This is a genomic window from Anaerobacillus sp. 63XJN7_5_ISO-PGPR-S23-430 (assembly GCF_056173695.1).
Genome location: NZ_CM149686.1, coordinates 2436467 through 2457792 on the forward strand (window position 1 = coordinate 2436467; position 21326 = coordinate 2457792).

The 21326-nt window shown below is 40.4% G+C and carries 24 protein-coding genes; 1 reads left to right on the top strand and 23 read right to left on the bottom strand.

Going from position 1 to position 21326, the window contains the following annotated elements:
* Position 1 precedes the first annotated feature (1 nt).
* The 9 genes from panC to AC0VYJ_RS12870 all read right to left on the bottom strand — a co-directional run bounded on the left by panC (position 2) and on the right by AC0VYJ_RS12870 (position 7499).
* Complete coding sequence (gene panC / locus AC0VYJ_RS12830; RefSeq protein ID WP_430243047.1) at positions 2–865, bottom strand: pantoate--beta-alanine ligase; 864 nt, start codon at positions 863–865, stop codon at positions 2–4.
* Positions 862–1701, bottom strand: a complete 840-nt coding sequence (gene panB, locus AC0VYJ_RS12835; protein WP_475365366.1) for a 3-methyl-2-oxobutanoate hydroxymethyltransferase — start codon at positions 1699–1701, stop codon at positions 862–864. Before panB ends, panC begins: the two co-directional genes overlap by 4 nt.
* A gap of 261 nt (positions 1702–1962) precedes the next feature.
* Positions 1963–2940: a biotin--[acetyl-CoA-carboxylase] ligase gene (locus tag AC0VYJ_RS12840; RefSeq protein ID WP_475365367.1), complete on the bottom strand. Its 978-nt coding sequence runs from the start codon at positions 2938–2940 to the stop codon at positions 1963–1965.
* Positions 2925–4112 (bottom strand): CCA tRNA nucleotidyltransferase, encoded by a 1188-nt coding sequence (locus AC0VYJ_RS12845; protein WP_475365368.1) that lies wholly within the window; start codon positions 4110–4112, stop codon positions 2925–2927. The genes AC0VYJ_RS12840 and AC0VYJ_RS12845 overlap by 16 nt, the downstream gene beginning before the upstream one ends.
* Positions 4109–5245, bottom strand: coding sequence for an N-acetyl-alpha-D-glucosaminyl L-malate synthase BshA (gene bshA / locus AC0VYJ_RS12850; protein WP_194221899.1), 1137 nt, complete (start codon positions 5243–5245; stop codon positions 4109–4111). Before bshA ends, AC0VYJ_RS12845 begins: the two co-directional genes overlap by 4 nt.
* Positions 5242–5955, bottom strand: coding sequence for a bacillithiol biosynthesis deacetylase BshB1 (gene bshB1, locus AC0VYJ_RS12855; RefSeq protein ID WP_475365369.1), 714 nt, complete (start codon positions 5953–5955; stop codon positions 5242–5244). Before bshB1 ends, bshA begins: the two co-directional genes overlap by 4 nt.
* Positions 5936–6346, bottom strand: coding sequence for a methylglyoxal synthase (gene mgsA / locus AC0VYJ_RS12860; protein ID WP_194221901.1), 411 nt, complete (start codon positions 6344–6346; stop codon positions 5936–5938). The genes bshB1 and mgsA overlap by 20 nt, the downstream gene beginning before the upstream one ends.
* 11 nt (positions 6347–6357) lie before the next feature.
* Positions 6358–7158: a 4-hydroxy-tetrahydrodipicolinate reductase gene (gene dapB, locus AC0VYJ_RS12865; RefSeq protein WP_475365370.1), complete on the bottom strand. Its 801-nt coding sequence runs from the start codon at positions 7156–7158 to the stop codon at positions 6358–6360.
* 2 nt (positions 7159–7160) lie between these two features.
* Complete coding sequence (locus tag AC0VYJ_RS12870) at positions 7161–7499, bottom strand: nucleotide pyrophosphohydrolase (protein ID WP_194221903.1); 339 nt, start codon at positions 7497–7499, stop codon at positions 7161–7163.
* A 243-nt stretch (positions 7500–7742) separates the two neighbouring features.
* Between AC0VYJ_RS12870 and AC0VYJ_RS12875 the strand changes: the two genes are divergently transcribed.
* Complete coding sequence (locus AC0VYJ_RS12875) at positions 7743–8612, top strand: YitT family protein (protein ID WP_475367490.1); 870 nt, start codon at positions 7743–7745, stop codon at positions 8610–8612.
* A gap of 36 nt (positions 8613–8648) precedes the next feature.
* Here AC0VYJ_RS12875 and AC0VYJ_RS12880 read toward each other — a convergent pair whose 3' ends face one another.
* The 14 genes from AC0VYJ_RS12880 to hisC form a co-directional block, all read right to left on the bottom strand.
* On the bottom strand, positions 8649–9326 hold the full coding sequence (locus tag AC0VYJ_RS12880; RefSeq protein ID WP_475365371.1) for a zinc metallopeptidase: 678 nt from the start codon (positions 9324–9326) through the stop codon (positions 8649–8651).
* A 114-nt stretch (positions 9327–9440) separates the two neighbouring features.
* Positions 9441–10202 (bottom strand): sporulation protein YpjB, encoded by a 762-nt coding sequence (locus tag AC0VYJ_RS12885; protein ID WP_475365372.1) that lies wholly within the window; start codon positions 10200–10202, stop codon positions 9441–9443.
* 59 nt (positions 10203–10261) lie between these two features.
* Positions 10262–10855 carry a lipoprotein heptaprenylglyceryl N-acetyltransferase LhaT gene (lhaT, locus tag AC0VYJ_RS12890; protein WP_475365373.1) on the bottom strand — a complete coding sequence of 198 codons (594 nt, stop codon included), beginning with the start codon at positions 10853–10855 and terminating at the stop codon, positions 10262–10264.
* 89 nt (positions 10856–10944) lie between these two features.
* On the bottom strand, positions 10945–11712 hold the full coding sequence (locus tag AC0VYJ_RS12895) for a menaquinol-cytochrome c reductase cytochrome b/c subunit (RefSeq protein WP_194221908.1): 768 nt from the start codon (positions 11710–11712) through the stop codon (positions 10945–10947).
* Between the two features lie 64 nt (positions 11713–11776).
* Positions 11777–12448 (bottom strand): menaquinol-cytochrome c reductase cytochrome b subunit, encoded by a 672-nt coding sequence (qcrB, locus tag AC0VYJ_RS12900; RefSeq protein WP_194221909.1) that lies wholly within the window; start codon positions 12446–12448, stop codon positions 11777–11779.
* Positions 12449–12460: 12 nt separating this feature from the next.
* Positions 12461–12958 carry a ubiquinol-cytochrome c reductase iron-sulfur subunit gene (locus AC0VYJ_RS12905; RefSeq protein ID WP_194221910.1) on the bottom strand — a complete coding sequence of 166 codons (498 nt, stop codon included), beginning with the start codon at positions 12956–12958 and terminating at the stop codon, positions 12461–12463.
* 133 nt (positions 12959–13091) lie between these two features.
* Entirely contained in the window at positions 13092–13562 is a 471-nt protein-coding gene (locus AC0VYJ_RS12910) for a YpiF family protein (RefSeq protein ID WP_430243061.1), read from the bottom strand.
* On the bottom strand, positions 13543–14379 hold the full coding sequence (locus AC0VYJ_RS12915) for a GNAT family N-acetyltransferase (protein WP_475365374.1): 837 nt from the start codon (positions 14377–14379) through the stop codon (positions 13543–13545). The genes AC0VYJ_RS12910 and AC0VYJ_RS12915 overlap by 20 nt, the downstream gene beginning before the upstream one ends.
* Positions 14380–14563: 184 nt before the next feature.
* Positions 14564–15100, bottom strand: coding sequence for a ReoY family proteolytic degradation factor (locus AC0VYJ_RS12920; protein WP_194221913.1), 537 nt, complete (start codon positions 15098–15100; stop codon positions 14564–14566).
* Positions 15101–15167: 67 nt separating this feature from the next.
* Complete coding sequence (locus tag AC0VYJ_RS12925) at positions 15168–16442, bottom strand: tetratricopeptide repeat protein (RefSeq protein WP_303530994.1); 1275 nt, start codon at positions 16440–16442, stop codon at positions 15168–15170.
* A complete protein-coding gene (locus AC0VYJ_RS12930; protein WP_475365375.1) occupies positions 16412–17371 on the bottom strand; it encodes a hypothetical protein in 960 nt (319 codons plus the stop codon). Before AC0VYJ_RS12930 ends, AC0VYJ_RS12925 begins: the two co-directional genes overlap by 31 nt.
* A 444-nt stretch (positions 17372–17815) precedes the next feature.
* Positions 17816–19102 (bottom strand): 3-phosphoshikimate 1-carboxyvinyltransferase, encoded by a 1287-nt coding sequence (aroA, locus tag AC0VYJ_RS12935; protein ID WP_475365376.1) that lies wholly within the window; start codon positions 19100–19102, stop codon positions 17816–17818.
* Between the two features lie 13 nt (positions 19103–19115).
* A complete protein-coding gene (locus AC0VYJ_RS12940; RefSeq protein WP_430243068.1) occupies positions 19116–20222 on the bottom strand; it encodes a prephenate dehydrogenase in 1107 nt (368 codons plus the stop codon).
* On the bottom strand, positions 20219–21322 hold the full coding sequence (gene hisC, locus AC0VYJ_RS12945; RefSeq protein ID WP_475365377.1) for a histidinol-phosphate transaminase: 1104 nt from the start codon (positions 21320–21322) through the stop codon (positions 20219–20221). The genes AC0VYJ_RS12940 and hisC overlap by 4 nt, the downstream gene beginning before the upstream one ends.
* Positions 21323–21326 lie beyond the last annotated feature (4 nt).

The window sequence follows — 21326 nt, forward strand, 5'->3', positions numbered from 1 at the left end:
TCTACACTCCTATCGCTATTTCGCTTTTTAGCGCTACAATATTATCTATTAGCCTTGCAGCAGAGAATTGAACGGCAACCGCTATGATAACGTCTTCTGTTATCACATGTACCTTCTCTAATGCAGGGTAGGCTAACACTTCTACATAATCAATACTTCCAGAAGTTTCGCTTAAGTAAGTTGAAACGATGTCTTTAATTCGTTCCGGATTTATTTCGCCATCACTAAGTGCTTTTGAAGCAGCACTTAAACTTCGTGAAAGTTGAATGGCTTCTTTCCGCTCGGTCGGTGTTAAATACACATTCCTTGAACTTTTGGCAAGCCCATCCTTCTCTCTAATGATAGGACAAGGGACAATCTCAACAGGTACATTAAAGTCATCGACAAGCCCTTTTATCACAGCTACTTGTTGAGCATCCTTCATACCAAAATAAGCTCGATCAGGTAGTGTAATTTGCAACAATTTCAAAACGACTGTAGCTACGCCATCAAAATGGCCAGGTCTAGATTCACCACATAATGTATTAACACGTTCTTGAACGGTTAGCTTTGTCGTACGCTCCTTCGGATACATTTCCGTTACATCAGGATAGAATAAAACATCTACTCCTGCCTGACTAGCTAGTTCTTCATCTCGCTTTAGGTCTCGGGGATAGCGATCAAAGTCTTCATTTGGACCGAATTGAAGTGGGTTTACAAACACACTCATGATAACGCAATCATTTTGCTTCACAGCTTCTCCCACAAGGCTCATATGCCCTTCATGAAGATAACCCATGGTTGGTACAAACCCAATCTTCTGACCTGATCTCATCGCTTGTTTTGAGAATGATTGCATTTCGTTAATAGTCTTTATAATCTTCATAGCCTTGTTCCTCCATACATTCCTGAAAGCTGCTCCTCTTTCATATTAAATGAATGTTTTTGTTCGGGAAAATGACTTCCTTTTACATCAGAAACGTATTGTTCAACAGCTTTATGAATTAAGTTGGACACGTTAACATATTGCTTGACGAACTTAGGTACATGACCAGAACCATATCCGATCAAATCATGATAAACGAGTACCTGGCCATCAGCTTTGACCCCTGCTCCAATCCCTATTACTGGAATAGAAAGCTCGCTAGACACAATTTCAGTCAGCTGTTGCGGCACACATTCAAGTACTAGGGCAAATGCTCCAGCTTCTTCAACAGCTTTCGCTTCTTTTACTAAAAATTCGGCACTTTCTGATTCTTTCGCCTGTACTTTATATCCCCCAAGAACACCTACTGATTGCGGAGTTAATCCTAAATGCCCCATCACTGGCACTCCAGCTGAAGTTAACTTTTGAATATGATGGATAACTTCTCCACCACCTTCAAGTTTAACAGCGTGAGCTCCTGCTTCTTGAAGTAATCGACCAGCATGAGAAAGCGTTTCAGAAACGCTGCTATGATAAGTGAGAAACGGTAAATCTGTAACGATAAAAGTATTTGGGGCGCCTCGCTTAACCGCTTTTGTATGAAGGACCATATCATCCATCGTTACTGGAATAGTTGAGTCATAGCCGAGCGCCACCATTCCAAGTGAATCACCGACTAATAACAAATCAATATGAGCTTCTTCTACTAACTTAGCTGAGGGATAATCATATGCCGTAAGCATAGCAATTGGTTCGTGATTTGCTTTCATTTTTCTAAAATCACTCGTTGTTTTCATATCTTTTCCTCCTTTATTCAGAGGAATACCGCACAAAAAACTCCTGAAATGGAATTGCAGCAGACAGGGGTATCCCATCAGTCTATGACAACATAGACTAGCTGCAACGCTCCATCTTCAGGAGGTTACTGTATCGGTCTCATCCCTCTGTCCCAGTCCATATGGATCAAGGCAGATTATTTTTTTGAAGTTACGATTGGTGCGGCTCCATCCGGATACCACCCTTACATCTGTTAGTATAGCAGAAATCATCAGCTATAGTTAACAAATTTCGATATCTGCTGAATAAATGTAATGCATCTTACCACTTTCATCTTCCAAAAGGAGTACCCCTTCTTCTGTTATTCCTTTCGCAAGGCCTTCAATCACACCATTCAGAGTTCTCGCCTTAATTCTTCGACCAAGACTGACGGCATAACTTTCCCAAAGTAGCTTGATCATTCTAAAACCGTTATTTAAGTACTCTTCATATAGCGTTTCAAGTTCGTTTAAGATAGCTGCTAATAACACTGAGCGCTTTATTTCTTTTCCTAATTCAATCCTAAGGGAGGTAGCTGTCGTTAAATCTTCTGGAAAATCTTCTTTAGAGGCATTGACGTTAATACCCATTCCAATAATAATTGATTTAATTTGATCAGCTTCTGCTTGTAGTTCCGTTAGGATTCCAACTACTTTTTTTCCATCTATAAGAATATCGTTTGGCCATTTAATTTCTGCTTCAAGCCCTGTTTGTTTACGGATGGCATGGACAACACTAACAGCTGCGATAAGAGTGAATTGAGGGGCCCTTTGAGGCGGTAATTTTGGACGAAGTATAATGCTTGTCCAAATACCACTCCCAGGTGGAGAATGCCACGAACGTCCAAGCCTTCCTTTTCCCGCTGTTTGCTCATCAGCAACAATGATCGTACCGTCTGCTGTCCCTTTATGCGCATATTCATGCGCAATAAACTGGGTCGATTCGACAGTAGGATATGTGTAAATGGTTTTGCCAAGAAAATCTGTTGTTAATTTTAAGCTGATTTCTTCTTTACTTAACATATCTGGTCTAGAAACAATTCGATAACCTTTTTTCTGAACAGCCTCAACCTCATATCCGTTTTTACGAAGTTCAGATACATGTTTCCAAATGGCTGTTCTAGATACATTAAGCGTCTCGCTGATCATTTGACCAGAAACATATGATTCTGCATGTTCTTCAAGCATTTGCAGCAGGCGCTGCCTTATTGAGTCTGCCACTGTTCAAGCCACCTTTTAATGCTGGATTTCTCATTCTTTATCTCTTCTGTTATAACAGCATGCTCAATTTGTTTAAGAGCTTCTCCAACCCATGGCCCGGGCTTTGTACCCTTCCATTTAATCAATTCTTCTCCAGTCACAACAAGCATTTCGGCTGATGTTATCACTAGTTCTGAAGCGATTCGATCCACTTTCAAAAGATTTGGAGCGCGCTTTTCAAAAACAGATATAAGCCGTTCGCTTGACCTTACTTCGGGTATAGCTTCGTATATGCGCCACCTGCTCCAGCCCTCTCTTTTAACAAGATCGACATTCCTTAATAGAAATTCGACCTTTTTAACGATCCGATTTGGTAAGCGCCATTCTTTAAGAAATCGAACGGGATCATCTGTAGTCCGCGCAAGAAAAGCCCATCTCTCTTCTTCCGTGGCCAGATAGTGCAAGTACCTTGTCTCTTCAAGCCATTTCTCTAAGTTTTGGAGTCCTGGTAAAATTTGATGCAAATGTGCTTGAACAAGCTGATTGATGGCTGAATGAACAGCCTTTCCGTACAACAATTTGCTTACCTCAATTTGAATTCTTTCAATCGCCACACGCTTAAGGAGAGGCGCGTACAGTATTAACGCTGCTTCCGTTTCTTTATCCAACGAAAAGTCCAGGACACTTTGAAACCGAAGCGCTCTTACCATTCGTAGAGCATCCTCTTGAAAACGCTCAGCAGGATCTCCTACAGTGCGTAAAAGGCGACGTTTCAAATCATCTAAACCATCGTATAAATCAATCACATCCCCCTTTATTGAAAGAGCCATGCTATTGATAGTAAAATCTCGGCGCCCAAGGTCATCTTCAATCGTTCCAAGAAATGATACAGCTGATGGATGTCTAAAATCCCGGTAACCTTTTTCAGAGCGGAACGTTGTCACTTCAAAAGAAAACTCCTTATAGACGACCGTCACGGTGCCATGATCAATCCCAGTAGGTACAACTTTATCGAATAGCCTCATTACTTCTTCTGGTTTAGCAGATGAAGCAATATCAAAATCAGCAACAGGTATACCTAGTAAAGCGTCTCTCACAGCTCCTCCAACAATGTAGGCTTCAAATCCAACTTCAGTTAGGATGTGAAGCACTTCCATACATGTGTTGTAAGCCTTCCCTTTTAGGTCAATCAAGTCAATGCCCCTTGAAGTGTTTTATAATAAAGGGCTTCATATTGTTCTAGAATCCGTTGTGAAGCAAATCTCGTTTCAACAGCTTTTACAGCTGCCGTACTCATTCTCTCATGCAGAGCGTCGTCAGATAGCAACTGCTTTGCGTAAGCAGAAATCGTATCTATATCACCGACTTCTGCAATAAAACCGTTCACATCATGTTCGATCACTTCTGGGATTCCCCCAATGTTCGTACCAATGGCTGGAACTCCACAAGCCATCGCTTCAAGTGCAACAAGCCCAAAGCTTTCTTTCGAAGAAAGCAATAATTTCAAATCACAAATGGAGAGAATTTCGGCGACATTTTCTTGTTTACCAAGAAATTTCACTTTATCCTTCAAACCAAGTTCATTAACGAGTTTACATGCAACTTGAATTTCAGGACCGTCTCCTATGAGTAGCAGCTTCGCTGGCATGTCATTTTGAATACGATGGAACACCTTAATGACATCCGGTACCCGTTTCACTGCTCTAAAGTTTGAAATATGAACAATCACTTTCTCCTCTTCCGAAATACCATATGTTCTCCTTAAATCGGCAGGCGCTTTTGGATAATAAATCCTTTCATCAACAAAGTTATACACTGTATCGATCTCTTTATCTGTTTCAAGGAGCCGATGCGTTTGTTCAACGAGATCATCTGACACAGCTGTAACTCGATCAGATTTTTCAATCCCAAATCGAATCAATTGTGTTAAGGAAGGATCATAGCCAAGCACGGTAATATCCGTACCATGGAGCGTTGTCACAATTTTTATGTCTCCTCCCACCATTTCTTTAGCAAGAAAAGCACAGACCGCATGCGGAACAGCATAATGTACATGAAGCAGATCAAGGTTTTCTCTTTGAATAACCTCTGCCATTTTACTTGCAAGGGTTAAATCATACGGAGGATAACGGAAAACCGCGTATTGATTTACTTCAACTTCATGAAAATAAATATTCGGGTGGAACGTATCCAAACGGAAAGGAACGCTACTCGTAATAAAATGGACTTCATGCCCTTTTTCAGCAAGCATTTTACCAAGCTCAGTTGCGATCACTCCAGAACCCCCGACAGTTGGATAACAGGTAATACCAATTTTAAGTGTCATTTGCTTTCTCCTAACGGAAATTCTTCCATACATAACAGATTCTTTGCGATAAACCCTTCCGCATAATCTACTCCAGATTCTTTGCCATATAAGTATTCACGATTGATTACTTTCTCAACGTAGCCATTCGTTAGTGGAGTTGAGACGCTTCCGTTACTTAGAACGAATTGACTTTCATAGGCTTCTAGAGACTGTTTCTTTGCTTCTATTTGATGTGAAATATTAATTGTAAACTGAGGGCGGTGAAATCCATTAATAAAATAATAATAGACCTGACTTACTTTATGAGCAGATCCTAATTCAGGATTGTATTTTCGGATTCCAGCTGAAAAAACCGCTTCTTCAACTAAACGAGCAGCATGTTCATGATCAGGATGGCGGTCTTCTGGATATGGAACAAAAATAGCCTTAGGTTTTGTGCGGCGTATTAATTTAACAAGGGAAGAAACTTTATCATCAGAGATCGTCAATCCACGGTCAGGAAACTTCATATTCACCCTCGTTTTAACAGATAAGATTTCTGCCGCATTCCTTGCTTCATGGTGCCGTATAAACACGGTCCCATTAGATGATAGGTCTGCCTCGGTTAAATCACAAATCCCCGTCTGTTTACCTTCGTCGGCAAGTTTCTTTAATGTTCCAGCCATTCCAATCTCAACGTCATCAGCATGAGCTCCGAACGCAAGTATATCAAGTGTTATTTCTTCCATGTACAATTTCTCTCCAATCCAATTCTCCCCTAGCAAGGGCATGTACAAGAATCTCTGCACTGCCCATATTTGTTGCTAGCGGGATATCGTATACATCACAAAGCCTAATAAGAGCAGTTATATCAGGCTCATGAGGCTGTGCTGTGAGGGGATCTCGAAAGAAAATCACTGCATCCATATCGTTTTCTGCAATCATAGCGCCAATCTGCTGATCTCCACCAAGAGGTCCTGATTGATACCGGTGCACGTCTAATCCCGTTTCATCAATAATTCGCTTACCAGTTGTACCAGTTGCAAAAAGTTCGTGTGGATCTAGAATCATTTTATACGCAAGAGTAAAACGAACAAGATCATCCTTTTTCTTATCGTGCGCGATTAAAGCGATTTTCATAAGGTCATCCCCTACTCCATAATATTTTCAAGACCATAGACAAGCTGATCAATTTTCAAAACCGTTTCAACAGCTAACTGCACACCTGGCATAAAGGAAGCTCGATTCATTGAGTCATGACGAATTTTCAACGTTTGTCCTTCTCCACCAAATAAAACTTCCTGATGAGCAACAAGTCCCGGTAAGCGTACGCTATGAATTCTCATTCCTTCATAATCTGCACCACGCGCACCTTCTAAATCCTCACGCTCATCTTCATGCCCCTGTTTCTTTGCATCTCTTACTTCTGAGATCATTTTCGCTGTTTTGACAGCAGTTCCTGATGGAGCATCAAGCTTACGATCATGGTGTTGCTCGATAATCTCAACGTCATCAAAATATTTAGCTGCCATAGAAGCAAACTTCATCATAAGAACTGCACCGATAGCGAAGTTTGGAGCAATAATGGCTCCTAATTCTTTTTGTTCAGCTATTTTGGATAATTCTTCAACATCATCATTAGAAAAACCTGTTGTCCCAATGACAGGACGGACGCCATGATTAAAAGCAATCTCCATATGTTTTTTTCCATATTCAGGCGTTGTTAGATCAATTAATACATCACATTCTACTTCTGACAAGCACTTGTCAAGATCCGTATACACAGGAGCATCTAGCGACGGAAGTCCTTCGATATCCGCTACCGTTTGCCCTGTTTGTTTGCTGTCAATAACTGCAGTAAGAGTAAAATGACCTGTACGATCTACCAACTTCACTGCTTCGCTCCCCATGTTTCCTCTTGGTCCTGCGATTACGATTTTCACTTCTTGCATGCCTATTCACTCTCCTCTTCAATTCTCGTCCATCGATCTTTGTCTCTCGTGTTAAATTTAGTCATCACTTTTCCAAATGCTTCATCAAGATCTATATCTAACGAATTTGCAAAGCAGGTTAGTACAAAGAGGAGATCTCCCATTTCATTTTCAATGGTACGCTCTTCCTCTGTATTTTTTTTCGGTTTTTCACCATGGTAATGATTAATTTCACGTGCAAGCTCACCAAGTTCTTCGGTCATTCTTGCTAGCATCGCAAGGGGAGTAAAATACCCCTCTTTAAACTGACTTATGTATTGATCTACCTCTTTTTGCATCTCACTAATCGATCTATTAGCCATCTGTCAAACCACCTTTCACATCATTTCTTATGTTAGCTAAAAGATAGGCATTTGACAAATGTTTCACAAGTTTTTTCTTTATCAAATCTTCACCTCGTCAGATCTTTAACACCAAATTCGTAAAATCTAACAACATATTCTTATCAAACCTAAAGTGAGTATAACAGATTCAAATTGCTGTCTGCTCAGTATTTGATTATAATGAATTCTGTTGGCTCTACTGGAGGGATAGGAGTGGTTATTATGGAAGGCATACGTGGAAAAAATGTATTGTTCATCTTACTTGGGTCTGCAATCTTTGCATTTGGCCTTGTGCATTTCAATATGGAAAATAATTTAGCGGAAGGTGGCTTTACTGGCATTACCCTTTTGCTATACTTTCTATTTCAAATTGATCCTGCGATTAGTAATCTAGTTCTTAACATTCCATTATTTCTAGTTGGATGGAAGTTGCTTGGTCGAAAGGCATTTATTTATACGATTATTGGAACCGTTTCCTTATCTGTGTTTCTATGGATTTTTCAGCGATATTCCGCTCTATCCATCCCACTTCAAGACGATTTAACTCTTGCAGCATTGTTTGCAGGAGTGTTTGTAGGGGTTGGTCTTGGCATTATCTTTCGTTATGGAGGAACAACCGGTGGGGTGGACATCATAGCGCAGCTCGGTTCTAAATACATTGGCTGGAGCATGGGTAGAACGATGTTTATTTTCGACTTTTGCGTTATAGCTTTATCACTTGTTTATTTAAACTATAAAGAAGCGATGTATACATTATTAGCGGTATTTGTAGCTGCTAGAGTCATTGACTTTATCCAACAAGGGGCATATTCTGCGAAAGCGACCATGATCATATCTGAGAATAATAAAGAAATCGCTGACAATATTATGAAGCAGATGGATCGGGGAGCGACCGTATTGAATGGAAAAGGCAGCTTTTCCGGTCTTCAAAAAGAAGTTCTTTATTGCGTTGTTGCTCGAAATGAAATTGTACGTTTGAAAAATATCATTCGACAGGTTGATCCACATGCTTTTGTAGCCGTTAACGATGTTCAAGATGTTTTAGGTGAAGGCTTCACCCTAGATGAAAACAAAAATCCCATCGACCAATAAAAAAATCTCGCCCCATAAAGGGCGAGATTTTTTTATTTAATCTTCGTTCATTCCTATAAAGATGAACACAAAGCGGAGTAATTCTAATAGAGCAACTACTGCTGCTGCAACATATGTTAAAGCCGCTGCATTCAATACTTTTTTCGTTTCTCTTTCTTCATCATTTCGAATAACGCCTGTTGATACAACTTGTTCCATTGCTCGATTTGAAGCATTAAATTCAACTGGAAGTGTTACCAATTGGAACAACACAGCTGCACTCATAAAGACGATCCCAAGTAAAATAAAGTTTTGCGATGCCATCAAAATACCAGCGAGAATGATGAAATAGCTAAAGTTTGAACCAATATTCGCCACAGGAACAAGCGTATGGCGGAAACGAAGCGGTGCATAGTTCCGCTCATCTTGAATCGCGTGTCCTACCTCGTGTGCAGCGATCGCTGCTCCCGCCACTGATTGACCATGAAAATTACCTGATGATAGTCTTACTGTTTTTGAGCGAGGATCATAATGATCCGAAAGTTGCCCGCGCACTTCTTCAACCCCTACAGAATATAACCCATTTTCATCGAGAATTTTTCTTGCCACTTGAGCACCAGTCATCCCAGACGAGTTTGGAACTTTTGAGTATTTTTTGTATGCGCTCTTCACTCTACTCTGAGCCCAGAGTGGAATGATCAACAAAAGCGCAAAATAGACTAGAAAACCAGCCATTTCCATTCCTCCATCATATGTGTAATTGCTTTCTAAACTGTTATTAACGTCAATTTTAGTCAAATCCCACTAGAAAGTCAATCACACTGTTTCAGGTTCACAAGATCTTCAAATTTAATCGGCTTGTTTCCTTTTTAAGCCTTCTTTTTCGCCTCTGTATTTTCGATAGGTCACATAAATCAGTGTCGCGATGATAATACCTCCAATTGAAACAATTAACCATAAAAGGGAAGATTCCTCAGATGAAGAAGGATGGTAAGCTCGTTTGAAATCATCTTTCATGGTTTGCAATTGACCCGATAATTCTGAATTACGATCAGACCCATATCGCTCAATAAATGCAATATGCGAATCAAGTCGTTGCTGAGTTTCAGGCGAGAGATCAATTGCCATCGCTGGGCGTATTACACTGTACGTTCCAATAAAACGATCCTTACTCGCATTGTAGACGTCTACGTCTCCGTGTTCAATAGCGGTGGACATTTCGGTAATAAGCGGGAGAATTTGGTCATCCGTCTGTTTCCACATTGGCTGATCTTCAGCTACTAGCGCATCAACAGCCAGACGAAATTCCGTTAAGGACTGAATTCTTTGATCAACTGCTTTATCCATAGCTGTCACTGCCTTTAGTGCACGGTCATGTGTATTGAGGATCACTCTTAATTCAGTAGTCGAAAGTTCACCAGACTGATCACCTGGAAAAGCATTAGAAAATTCATCAAGCATCGTTTTAGCACGGTCAAACTTCTCTTGTTTGCCAAATTCCAACGCATTTGCTGCTATATCATTCCAGACTTGTTTCGTATCTGTTTCCGAAGCATGTACATTGACGGGAAGCGTCAAAAGCAACACTACAAGGAGCCATCGTCTACCCATTCCCTGTCCCTCCTTCTTCCTACTTCAATGTATGAAGAAATGGACAAGAGTAGACCATCTTAGATAGAAAGCTGATAGCGTCCTTTTCGAACAGATAAGAAATAGACAAGAGCTAGAGAAAAGATCGACAGCCAGAATGTAAAATATCCAATAAGCGGTGTATACTCACTTAATATTGAATAACTTGGCATTTGACCGAAAACATAATCGATCACATCATTATGTAATGTCCATATCGCCACTAGCACGAGATGCCACAACTTAATTCTGTAGAAAGGAGTAAAAAGCAATCCTTCTATCGCCATTCCAAGATGAGATAAGATGAGCATAATTGCGATAGGAGATAGCTGTCCTGTCACAACCATCACTAGAGCATTCATAATGACCGCCCAAATCCCATACTTGAATAAAGTCACGGCAGCTAGACTTTCCATCAGTGGCCAATTTTTACCGAAGAGAAAGGCCAGTAAAACAAAACAGAAAAACAGACTCGCTGTAGGACTATCCGGAACAAATAGTAAAAAGATAGGCTTTGTTTCTGCTAACTGCCATCCATACCAGTAATAGCCGTATATGGTACCCGGAATGTTAATGATCAACAGAAGTAAAAGAAAAGGTCTTGATTTTAGCAGGTATAAAAATTGAGAAATCATAGGCATCTCCTTTTCAATATCTTTCATCGATTGAAGTGCATAAGCAATTTAAATGAGAAAAAGCTGACTGTAACAGTCAGCTTTTCATCTTATTTATTTGCTTCTGCCGTTTCGACAATAAATTCAGCTAGCTTCTCACGTTCTTCATCAGAACCTTTAAAAGCATTCGCTGGCATTCCGCCGATCCCGTTCACAGCAATGTCCATAATCGACTCTTTGGTTTGCTGTGTTTCAAGAAGAGATGGACCTGAACCACCTTGAAGGCTGTCCCCATGACAACCAATACAGGATTGTCCAGAATAAATGGCGTAACCTTCTGATTCTTTGTCAACTTCAGCTTCAACAATTTCCCCTTGCTTTGCTGCTTTTTCCCAGTCATGAGTTACAACTGATTCCCACGTCAAGTATACCGTTGAAATAAGACCAAGTAACATAAGCGCTGTCGCAACAGGACGCTTAGCTGGTCTTCTTTCTGGACCGCGGTCAAGCCATGGAGCAAGAAGAAGTGCACCAAATGCAAGGCCTGGCATAACAACTGTACCTACAAGCGTATAGTCACCGGCGGCAAATTTGTACTTCAAGAGCTGGTATAAGAAGAGAAAGTACCAGTCAGGAAGCGGCGTATAGGTCGCATCTGTCGGATCCGCTACACGCTCGAGTGGAGATGGATGGGCAATTGTTAGTGCTAGATACCCAACTAGAAATACAGCACCTACCATCCACTCTTTTAATAAGAAGTTCGGCCAAAACGCTTCTGTTTTGCCGGGGTACTCTGAATAATCTTTTGGAATGTTAGGCTTTCTCTGCGCAGGAATACGCGAATCGCCAACAAACTTCATTCCTTTTCCGCGATGCATCTGTCCCCCTCCTTCGTATAAAAAATTGTGTCGAAATGATCATTATAAGTTCTGAGATTACATCTTATAGCGGGCCAGAAATACCCTGTTTACGAATCATGATAAAGTGAGCACCTAGCAATCCAAGAAGTGCAGCTGGCAAGAAGAATACATGAATCGCAAAGAAACGAGCGAGCGTTTGAGCTCCGATAATTTCTCCACCTGCAAGAAGAGTTTTTGCCCATTCTCCAACCACTGGTATAGTCACTGCAATTTCAAGACCAACCTTCGTTGCGAATAGCGCTTTCATATCCCATGGTAAAAGATATCCTGTAAACCCTAGACCAAGCATAACGAAGAAAATCAATACACCTACAACCCAGTTTAATTCACGAGGTTTTTTGTAAGAGCCGGTAAAGAACACGCGAAGGGTATGTAGAAACATCATAACGATAACGAGACTGGCTCCCCAATGGTGCATTCCTCTTACAATTTGTCCGAATGCTACTTCGTTTTGAAGATAGTAGACAGACTCCCAGGCATTCACAATGTCAGGTACATAATACATCGTAAGGAACATCCCGGATAGAATTTGAATAACGGTAATAAAAAACGTTAAACCGCCGAAACAATAAACAAACGCCGAAAAGTGATGAGCAGGGTTAACGTGCTCTGGCACTTCGTGATCTGCAATATCGCGCCACATTGGCGTAATATCTAAGCGTTCATCTACCCAATCATAGATTTTATTTAACATAGATTACGCCCCCTAACGTGGTTCAGGTTTTCCGAGGTAAAGTTTTCCATCTTCAACTTTCTTGTTGTAAACATCAAGCGGCGCAAGAGGTGGTGTTCCTTTTACATTCACACCATCTTTTGTGTAACGGCCACCGTGGCACGGACAATAAAACTGATCTGGATATGCTGCGTTTGAAGCCCAGTCCACCGTACACCCTAAGTGTTTACAAACAGGTGAAAGTGCGACGATTTCGTCTTTTTCATCTTTGTAAACCCATGCGGATTGAGTGACCTCAGATTCATACCAACCGTCTACCTGGTCAATTTTGAATTCTTTACGAACAGGTTTGTTCGTAATCTCACTTGTGTCCATTACAGGAACAAAATCCTGCTTGGCACCTTCTTTTAATAATGGATCAATTGCAAAACGAACCATCGGCATTAGCATTCCTGCTGCCATAAAACCGCCGACACCAGTCAGGCTGTAGTTTAGAAATTGGCGTCTTGTTACTTCCTTCTTCTTCGCCATTGGTTTCCCCCCTATCCTATGAAGTCAGTCCAGCCGGACATAAATAGTACATACATATAACTAGGACATTCCTATGATAGCGTAGTCACTCTTGCTCTGTCAATATTCGGATTGGTCTTTAGCATGCCACAAACTAACTATTTATATTACTTTGCCACGTATTTGTTACAAATTGTAAAACTTGTTTCACTTGCGCTGATACCGTTTCCATTTTATATTGTTCATCCATATGCTCTAGAGGGATCGCTGGCATCCATAGCATAGCACTATCTAACTGATCTTCAAGTTGCTTCCATTCAACATCGGCTGTTAGGGTAACAATGTGCTTAATTCCACCTTCGAATAACTCTTGTTCTACTTTTTTTAGACGTTCTACTTTTGATAATGATTCCTCAGAAGTCAAATAAGTAAAGGAAGGTAATAATAATAGACGCCCTTTTAACTGTCTTTCAAGCTCACTTGCTATTATGTTTATATATTCTCCCATCGATACAGTTGTTTTTATGCTACTCGTCATCGATATCGGGACAAGCGGAAGCACAGCAGTATCTACATATTCTTTTTCTTTTTCAAATAGAGCGATATCAGCTTCTGTCCATTTCATTTTGATAACTCCTTTTCTGTCCATATAAGTGCCAAATGGTTTGGTGGGACTTCATTTCTAGCCACTTCGCTTCTTTCATTGGTAAATCAATCCAAATCGTTCTCGCTTCCTCGCTTGCACAGTTGCTTGCAATCTCCCACATTTCTTTACTATAAAGGACCGTTTCATTAAATACTTTCACATGCAAATAAGAAGCTCCCTTCTCCTCCTTCGTCATCATAAAGCTTCCATATTCATTTAGAAAGATCTCAGTGCTATCAATGTAAGAAGACGATAGAGAAGGAACGAAGGGAAGTGGATAATAGATTGAATACGGGAAAAAAGAATGACTATTATTTCCCCATTCTTTTTCTATTAGACCTTTCTTTTCTGTTCCGGTCACTTTTTGAAAAGGTGACGTCACGATGTCACCAGAAACAGAATGAGGACTTATACGCGATGAGACTATAACTGCCTCAAGGTTCATATGTAAGTGAGGTGCTAAGCGATTACCTGCTATATTATACTCTTCTGTCGCATACCCGATCCATTTCACATTTGAATTGTTATGTGCTTCTTTACGTAGGAAGTTCATTAATGCTGAAGCAACACCTTTACCACGATAGTCAATATGAGTTCGCAATCTACCTAGAACGGCAGCTTCATCTTCATAGAGCGTCATCCCCGCTATGCCGATTAATTTCCCTGCTTCAAAATAGCCGACCATCTTCTCTTCTTTAATCAACCTTTTAATAATCCGGACGACATAGTCATCTTCAATTCCAGTCGGCATTTCTTCTACAAGAGCGATATCATTCCACTCTAAACTTCGGATCAACACGTCTTCTCCTCTCTTGACTGTGAGTCGGTTAACTCAAAACGAATTCGACTAGCGACATTCATTTCTTTCTTAGTATACCATCTGTAAGATCATCGATGAAGGGGTATTCTCGAACGCACGTTCCAAGTATATGCTCATAACGATAGCCACCAAAATAAAAAAACCCTTGAAAAATCAAGGGTTATAAATTACTTAATTGCTTGCTTAAATTTTTGAACGCCATTTCATCATTGCGATCCAGTGCTTCATCAATCTGCTTCAAAATCGATTCTTTCTTGAACCGTGTAAACGACTCATCAAGAACCATTTCAGCCATAAATGAATACTTTTTATCCGCTGCCATATTTTCTGGTAAAAATGGATTTTCCTCCAGAACAGCCACATAGTGTGGAGAAACGTTTTTACTCTTGAAATTCAATTGAATGTAGATAGGCTCGTCCTGATTCAGACGAATGTCATGAAATGATTTTTCAGGGTCAGTCGTGATGATGTTGTGCTTATAAAAACGGAATGGAGCATTTTCTACACAATGAGTTGAGATCACAAGCGCCTTTGGACAAAACTCAGCATTCTCAACAAAATGTACGTTACCCATGAGCACTTCATCGCTTATTAAATAATTTAACAGCCAGACACATTCACGTTTCTTCACCTGGTATTTCTTCAAAAACCATTTCAGAAAGTCTTTCTTTTCAACGACAGAAACGGAGCTGCTCATAGCGATTCCTCCCTGAGATTTTCCTAATTTAACAATTCGTCATTGAACATAAATTTCCTTCTTCGCCTTACTCCTCTTTAAATGTTTCTTCTTCAAAGCGCAGTACTTCTTCCTCAAGATGAACGAGCGTTGGGTCCAACTCCAAAGCTAGCTTAAATGCATTAACAGCTTCTTCACGCCGACCCTCTTCAAACAAAAATCCTCCATACTCTTCTAAAAAGATCGGATCGTTTCTGAAATAAGTATATGCGTTTTCATAACGTTTTATGGCATCTTTATACTCTTCTACCTGCGCATAAGCAGTTGCAGCAGACCAATCTAAGTAAGGATCGCTTTGATCTCCTTCTTCAATATTACGTAGTAGATCAAGGATGTCTTCATATCTTTCTTCTGTTCTAAGATACGTTGCAAGCGTCTTCGCTGCTTCAATGTGCGTTGGATTAATAGCTAGTAATTCGCGTAAGTACTGTTCACCGCTTGCGTTATCATGAGTTTTATAACTTAACCTGCTCGCTTGCAAATAGAGCTCTTCGTTAAATTCATCCACCTTTATTCCGTCTGCTAGTACTTGAATTGCTTCACTAGTAGCGCCCTCTTCTTCATAGGCTTTTGCGAGGTATGGATAAAGCGTGCTGTATTGTGGATCAACTTCCTTCAGTTCGTTAAATGCGTTAATGGCTTTACGGTATTCACTTATTTGTAACGCTGTGAAAGCATATCCAAAGAGTGCATTAATTTCGCGAGCATTCTCAAGGCCTTTCTCATAGTAAGTAAGCGCCTCTTCAAATTGTCCGCTTCCACTTAGGGCTTCAGCTAACCTCAGTTCAATGTTCTCATTCGCAAGCTCTCCCTTAGTTCCGAGTACTGATTCATAGTAAGGTACAGCTTTTAAATGATGCCCTTGAGTGAGATAAAACTCACCTAGTCCAAAATCAATGATTGGCTCATCAGGTGAAAGACGCTTTGCTTCCATTAATTTTTGTTCCGCAACCTCTTCCAAGCCTTCTGTTTGATATAGATCCGCAAGCAAGAGAAGCGCCGGCGGATAAGCAGCATCACTTTCATCTATTTTATTTAATGCGGCAATAGCCTCCTGCTCTTGTTCAAGATCAACATAGCATTCAGCTGCCTGTACAAGTAATTCTCCTTCATTTGGATAGTGTATTAACAGTTCCTCTACTACATCTCTAGAATCTTCAATCAGTCCAAGACTATAGTAAATGTTTGACAGATCATATAATGTTTCATGATCTGCATCTTTTCGTACTTCTTTCAATTCTGTTAAACCTTTTTCAAAGTTCCCCGACTCAATTAATGAGACAGCCTGCTTAAGACGCTCCACGTTCCAAAACTCCTTCTAACACTACTTTTTTTATTTCGATGACTCGCAGTAAAAAACGATGGTCTGTGAATTTTCAAATGTTGACCATATCCTGGTTTTAGGAAAACATGATGATTCACTTTCAGTAATTCACCACGAAGTCCTGAAATGATTGGGTCTCTTCCATCATAATCAAGAAATAGTTCATCTTCAACTTGATTGCCTGAATTCGTTCGATAGAGATTAAAATCAAAATCCGTTCCTGTAAGGATTCCACCTTTTTGAGGATAAAAACCAATTCGCATTAATATTGGTTTAGGAAGCTGTCTCCTTCTCAATAATTCAGGATAGTGGAATGCGTCTAGCCCTTTGAGTACCGCTTCATCAAGCAATTGTGGAAGCTTAAGTTCTATAGCATCAGAATTCCACGTTTCGATAAATGAAAACAAAGGCACAAGCATGGCATGATAAGGAAAATTCGCTTGAACGATCCATTCAGATACGAATTCTTTCCATTCTTCCTCACGTTTAAAATCAATTACAATGAACGGAACCTGGTAACGTGCACACTTCCTAATAACATCTGGAGTCACTTTTGTGCTGTCCATTCGTAAACCAAGAGCATAGTCAATAGGAGAATTCACTAGGTATGATAACGAACGACTGATCTCTTCTTCAAATGTATAAGCATGTTTTATTTCGGTTAACGCTAGAATCGAAGTGACGCCTTGTAACATGTATTCTCTCATTAATTCGATAAATCCACTCTCTGGTTCTCTATTGTTTATTTCTGAAAGATAAACTTTCCCAGCCATCATTGAAAAACCGTTCAAGTTGCAACGGACTCCTTTATTAAGCTTTCCAACCTTCGTCTTATAAGATAACAATTCATCCGCAACCAACTTATAATCAGTGCCATCTATAGATGCATTTTCATAAAGACGTTTCAAACAAGCGCCCCCCTGCCATTTTGTTTATGACAGGCTATGTTTTAAAGAACTTGTTTATGTTATAAAAGCACCAATGAAAAAAATTCCCTGTGCCGAAAGCCTTTGTTAGCGCTTTCAAAACACAGGGACAAAATAAATATGGATAGGAGTGGAGAGAAACCATTACTATTCTTAGTATAACAGGGTATTCCAGAAAATCAACAGATTCTTTAGAAAATTTCGGTTTTTATCCAAAAAGCGTAAGCGCCCGTTTAGAGCCGACTAGCGCTGGAAACTTTCACTCTGAACACGCCCTTTGTGTTCAGAGTGAAAGGCGAAGCGTCTCGAGGCTCTGGGCGCTGAAGCTGGACACCGAATAGCGTAAGCGCCCGCTTAGAGCCGACTAGCGCTGGAGACTTTGTGCGCCAAAAGATGGGAGGTGTTGTCACATAAAAAAGCAGGTTCCTAGGAACCTGCTCTTAGTTGTTTCAAATGTTCAAAGAAATCAGGATATGAAACTTTGATTGCTTCAGGTAATTCAAGCTGGACAGACCCCTCTGTAATGCAACCTGCGACTGCAAGCATCATTCCAATACGGTGATCACCTAAACTTGAAACCTGTCCACCATGGAGGCTTGTAGGGCCTTCTATAACCATTCCATCTGGTGTTCCTGTTACAGATGCTCCCAACGTTTGTAATGCTTCAACGACTGCATCGATACGGTTTGTTTCTTTTACTTTTAATTCTTCCGCATTTCGAATAACCGTTTTTCCATTAGCCTGCGTAGCAAGTAAAGCAATAACTGGAAGCTCATCAATCAATCTAGGGATCATCTCCCCTTCGATCGTTGTTCCCGAAAGATCGCTAGTACTAATTGTTAAATCAGCCACTTCTTCCTGATTCACAACCCGCTTGTTTTTAATGGACAAAGAAGCTCCCATCTGTTCAAGAACATCTAATATACCTGATCTTGTCTCGTTAATCCCTACGTTTAATAGGGTTAAGGTGCTATTAGGAACGATTGCTCCTGCTACTAGGAAAAATGCAGCTGAGGAGATATCACCTGGTACTTCTACATTTGTAGCGGTTAGATGCTGTCCCCCTTCAACGCTGACAGATAAACCGTCTCTCTTCACTTTGACACCAAAACTTTCTAACATATTTTCAGTGTGGTTTCGTGAACGATGAGTTTCTGTAACCGTTGTAACGCCATCAGCTTGAAGACCCGCAAGAAGAATACCTGATTTCACTTGGGCACTCGCTACAGGTGAATCATATGTAATACCACTAAGATTACCGCCTCTAATCGCTATCGGAGCAAACGTGCCATTCTCTCTCCCATCAATTGCTGCACCCATTTGACTTAATGGAACTGTTACGCGATTCATTGGTCGCTTTGCAATTGACTCATCTCCAGCTAATACAGAATGAAATGGTCTTCCAGCGAGTAAGCCCATCATTAAACGAAAGGTCGTTCCAGAATTCCCTACGTCGAGAAGCTCTGATGGCTCACGAAGACCTTCGATACCTTTCCCTTCTACCACTACTGAAGCTCCGTCTTGTTCAATCTGAACACCCATTTGTTTAAAGCAAGAAATCGTACTTAAACAATCTGCCCCAGGAAGAAAATTTGTAATTCGAGTTGTACCTTTTGCAATGGAACCAAACATAATGGCACGATGAGAAATTGATTTATCTCCAGGAATTGTAACTGTTCCTTTAAGACTTTGTGCTTGCACAATCGTTTCCATAGTCACTTACTCCTTATTTATCATCTACATACGTATCGAAGTCATGATCAAGGACCACTTTTGCATTGTCACGGTCTTTTTCTGAGCGAAAACTCACTCTAAGAACACCCATAATATCTTCTCGTGTCTCGATGATTCGAATATTTGTTATTGAAATTTCTTCAGTTGCAAGTTTTTGTGTAACGCTAGCGATGACACCAGGCTGGTCTTGAACGTCGAGAAACAAATCATAAAAAGCAGGGATAGCTCCTCTAGATCGAACAGGTAACCCATCTCGAAAGTCCTTAGCGTCTGAGAAGTAATCGTAAATACGATCTCCGTCTTCTTTTTTAATATAACCTTGAATTCGATCTAACTCGAGCTTCAAGTCTTCAGTCATCTGCAGTAAGACAGATTTGTTTCTTAGAAGAATATCACGCCACATCACAGGACTAGCTGATGCTATACGGGTAATATCCCGAAACCCTCCTGCCGCAAACCTCGCTACATTATAGCTCTGATTATTATTTCGATCACTAACAAAGTTAACCAGACTTGCTGCTAATATGTGAGGGAAATGACTAATTAATCCTACTAAATAATCGTGCTCTTCAGCGTCTAATTCAACAAATGTAGCATTAGTTGAACTTAGTAATGCTATTAGAGCATCTAATTTTGATTTGTTGACCGATTCATCAGGTGTCAAAATATAAAAAGCATTCTCAAACAAATGTGATTTTGCTGCTGTTACGCCGGTTTTGTGAGAACCAGCCATTGGGTGACCACCGATAAAGGTAACGGAAGGACTTAAGATTTTTTTAGCATGAGTTACAATCGAATGCTTCGTGCTACCCACGTCAGAAATAATCACATTGCTCTTCAAATTGATTTTGGCTAATTGTTCTAAAATTTGTTCTGTTTGAACAACCGGGGCAGCAATCATAATAAAATCAGCGGTTTGAACGGCTTCTTCAAGCGAAGAAGCCGTTTGATCTACAACCCGAAGTGCCATAGCTAGATCCAACTGATTCTGGTTTACATCATACCCCGTAATGACAGCATCGTGATGCCCTGCTTTTATGGCTAGAGCAATTGACCCTCCTATTAATCCAAGGCCAATAACCGCAACATGTTTACTCATGACTGTTCCTTTCTCTTTTCATCAAGAAATTGAGAAAGACAGCTAATGATTTCTTTGTTTTGCTCCTCTGATCCAACTGTTATTCTAGCTGAAGTTGGAAAACCAAGCGCAGAACCAGAACGGACGATGTATCCTTGTTTCATCAAGTATTCAAACACTTCGTCTGCAGGTATACCAAAATCAATTAATACAAAGTTCCCTTGAGAAGGATAAATGGATAAATCGTATTGCTCACAAAAAGCATAATAAAGCTCTCTGCCTTTTTCATTTTCTATTCGACACATATCAATAAACTGCTGATCCTTGAGAGCAGCAATTGCCGCAGCTTGCGCCACACGTGAAGTGTTAAACGGCTCTCGTGAAGGTTCAATTGAGGCGATTACTTCCGGGTTAGCTACTCCATAACCGACGCGAAGAGCAGCAATCCCATATGCTTTAGAAAACGTTCGTAAAACTACAAGGTTTTTATACTCTGAGAGCGCTGATAGCGTATCAGGAAAATTCTTCGCAGTAACATATTCTTTGTAAGCCTCATCCATGACAACTAGAACGTGATCTGGAACCTTTTTCAAAAATGAAAATAGTTCTTCTTCTGGAATATGCTCTCCTGTAGGGTTATTTGGTGAACACACCCAAATGATGCGCGTATTCTCATCAATGGCTTTTAGCATCTCTTCTAGTTGATGCTTTCCTTCAGTCAGTGGAACCTCACAAATTTCTGCATCTTCAATAACTGCGTTATGGCGATATTGCGGAAAAGTTGGTGTAGCCATCACTGTATTAGTTCCTTTTTCAAGATAAGTTCTGCAAAGGATTTGAACGACTTCGTCTGATCCATTACCGAAAACAAGCTGATCTTCATTTACATTAAGATGCTTTGCTACCTCAGTCCGAAGAGAAGCTGCATAGCCATCTGGATAAATGTGTAATTGCGACAGTTCCTTTTCAATGGCTTCTTTCACTGTTTGGGAGGAACCATATGGATTCTCGTTTGAAGCGAGTTTAATTACTTGTTTGAGACCAAGCTCTTTTTTTACTTCCTCAATTGGCTTACCTGGCTTGTAAGGGGTTAACCCTTTCATTTGTCTTTTTGGAATCATGCCT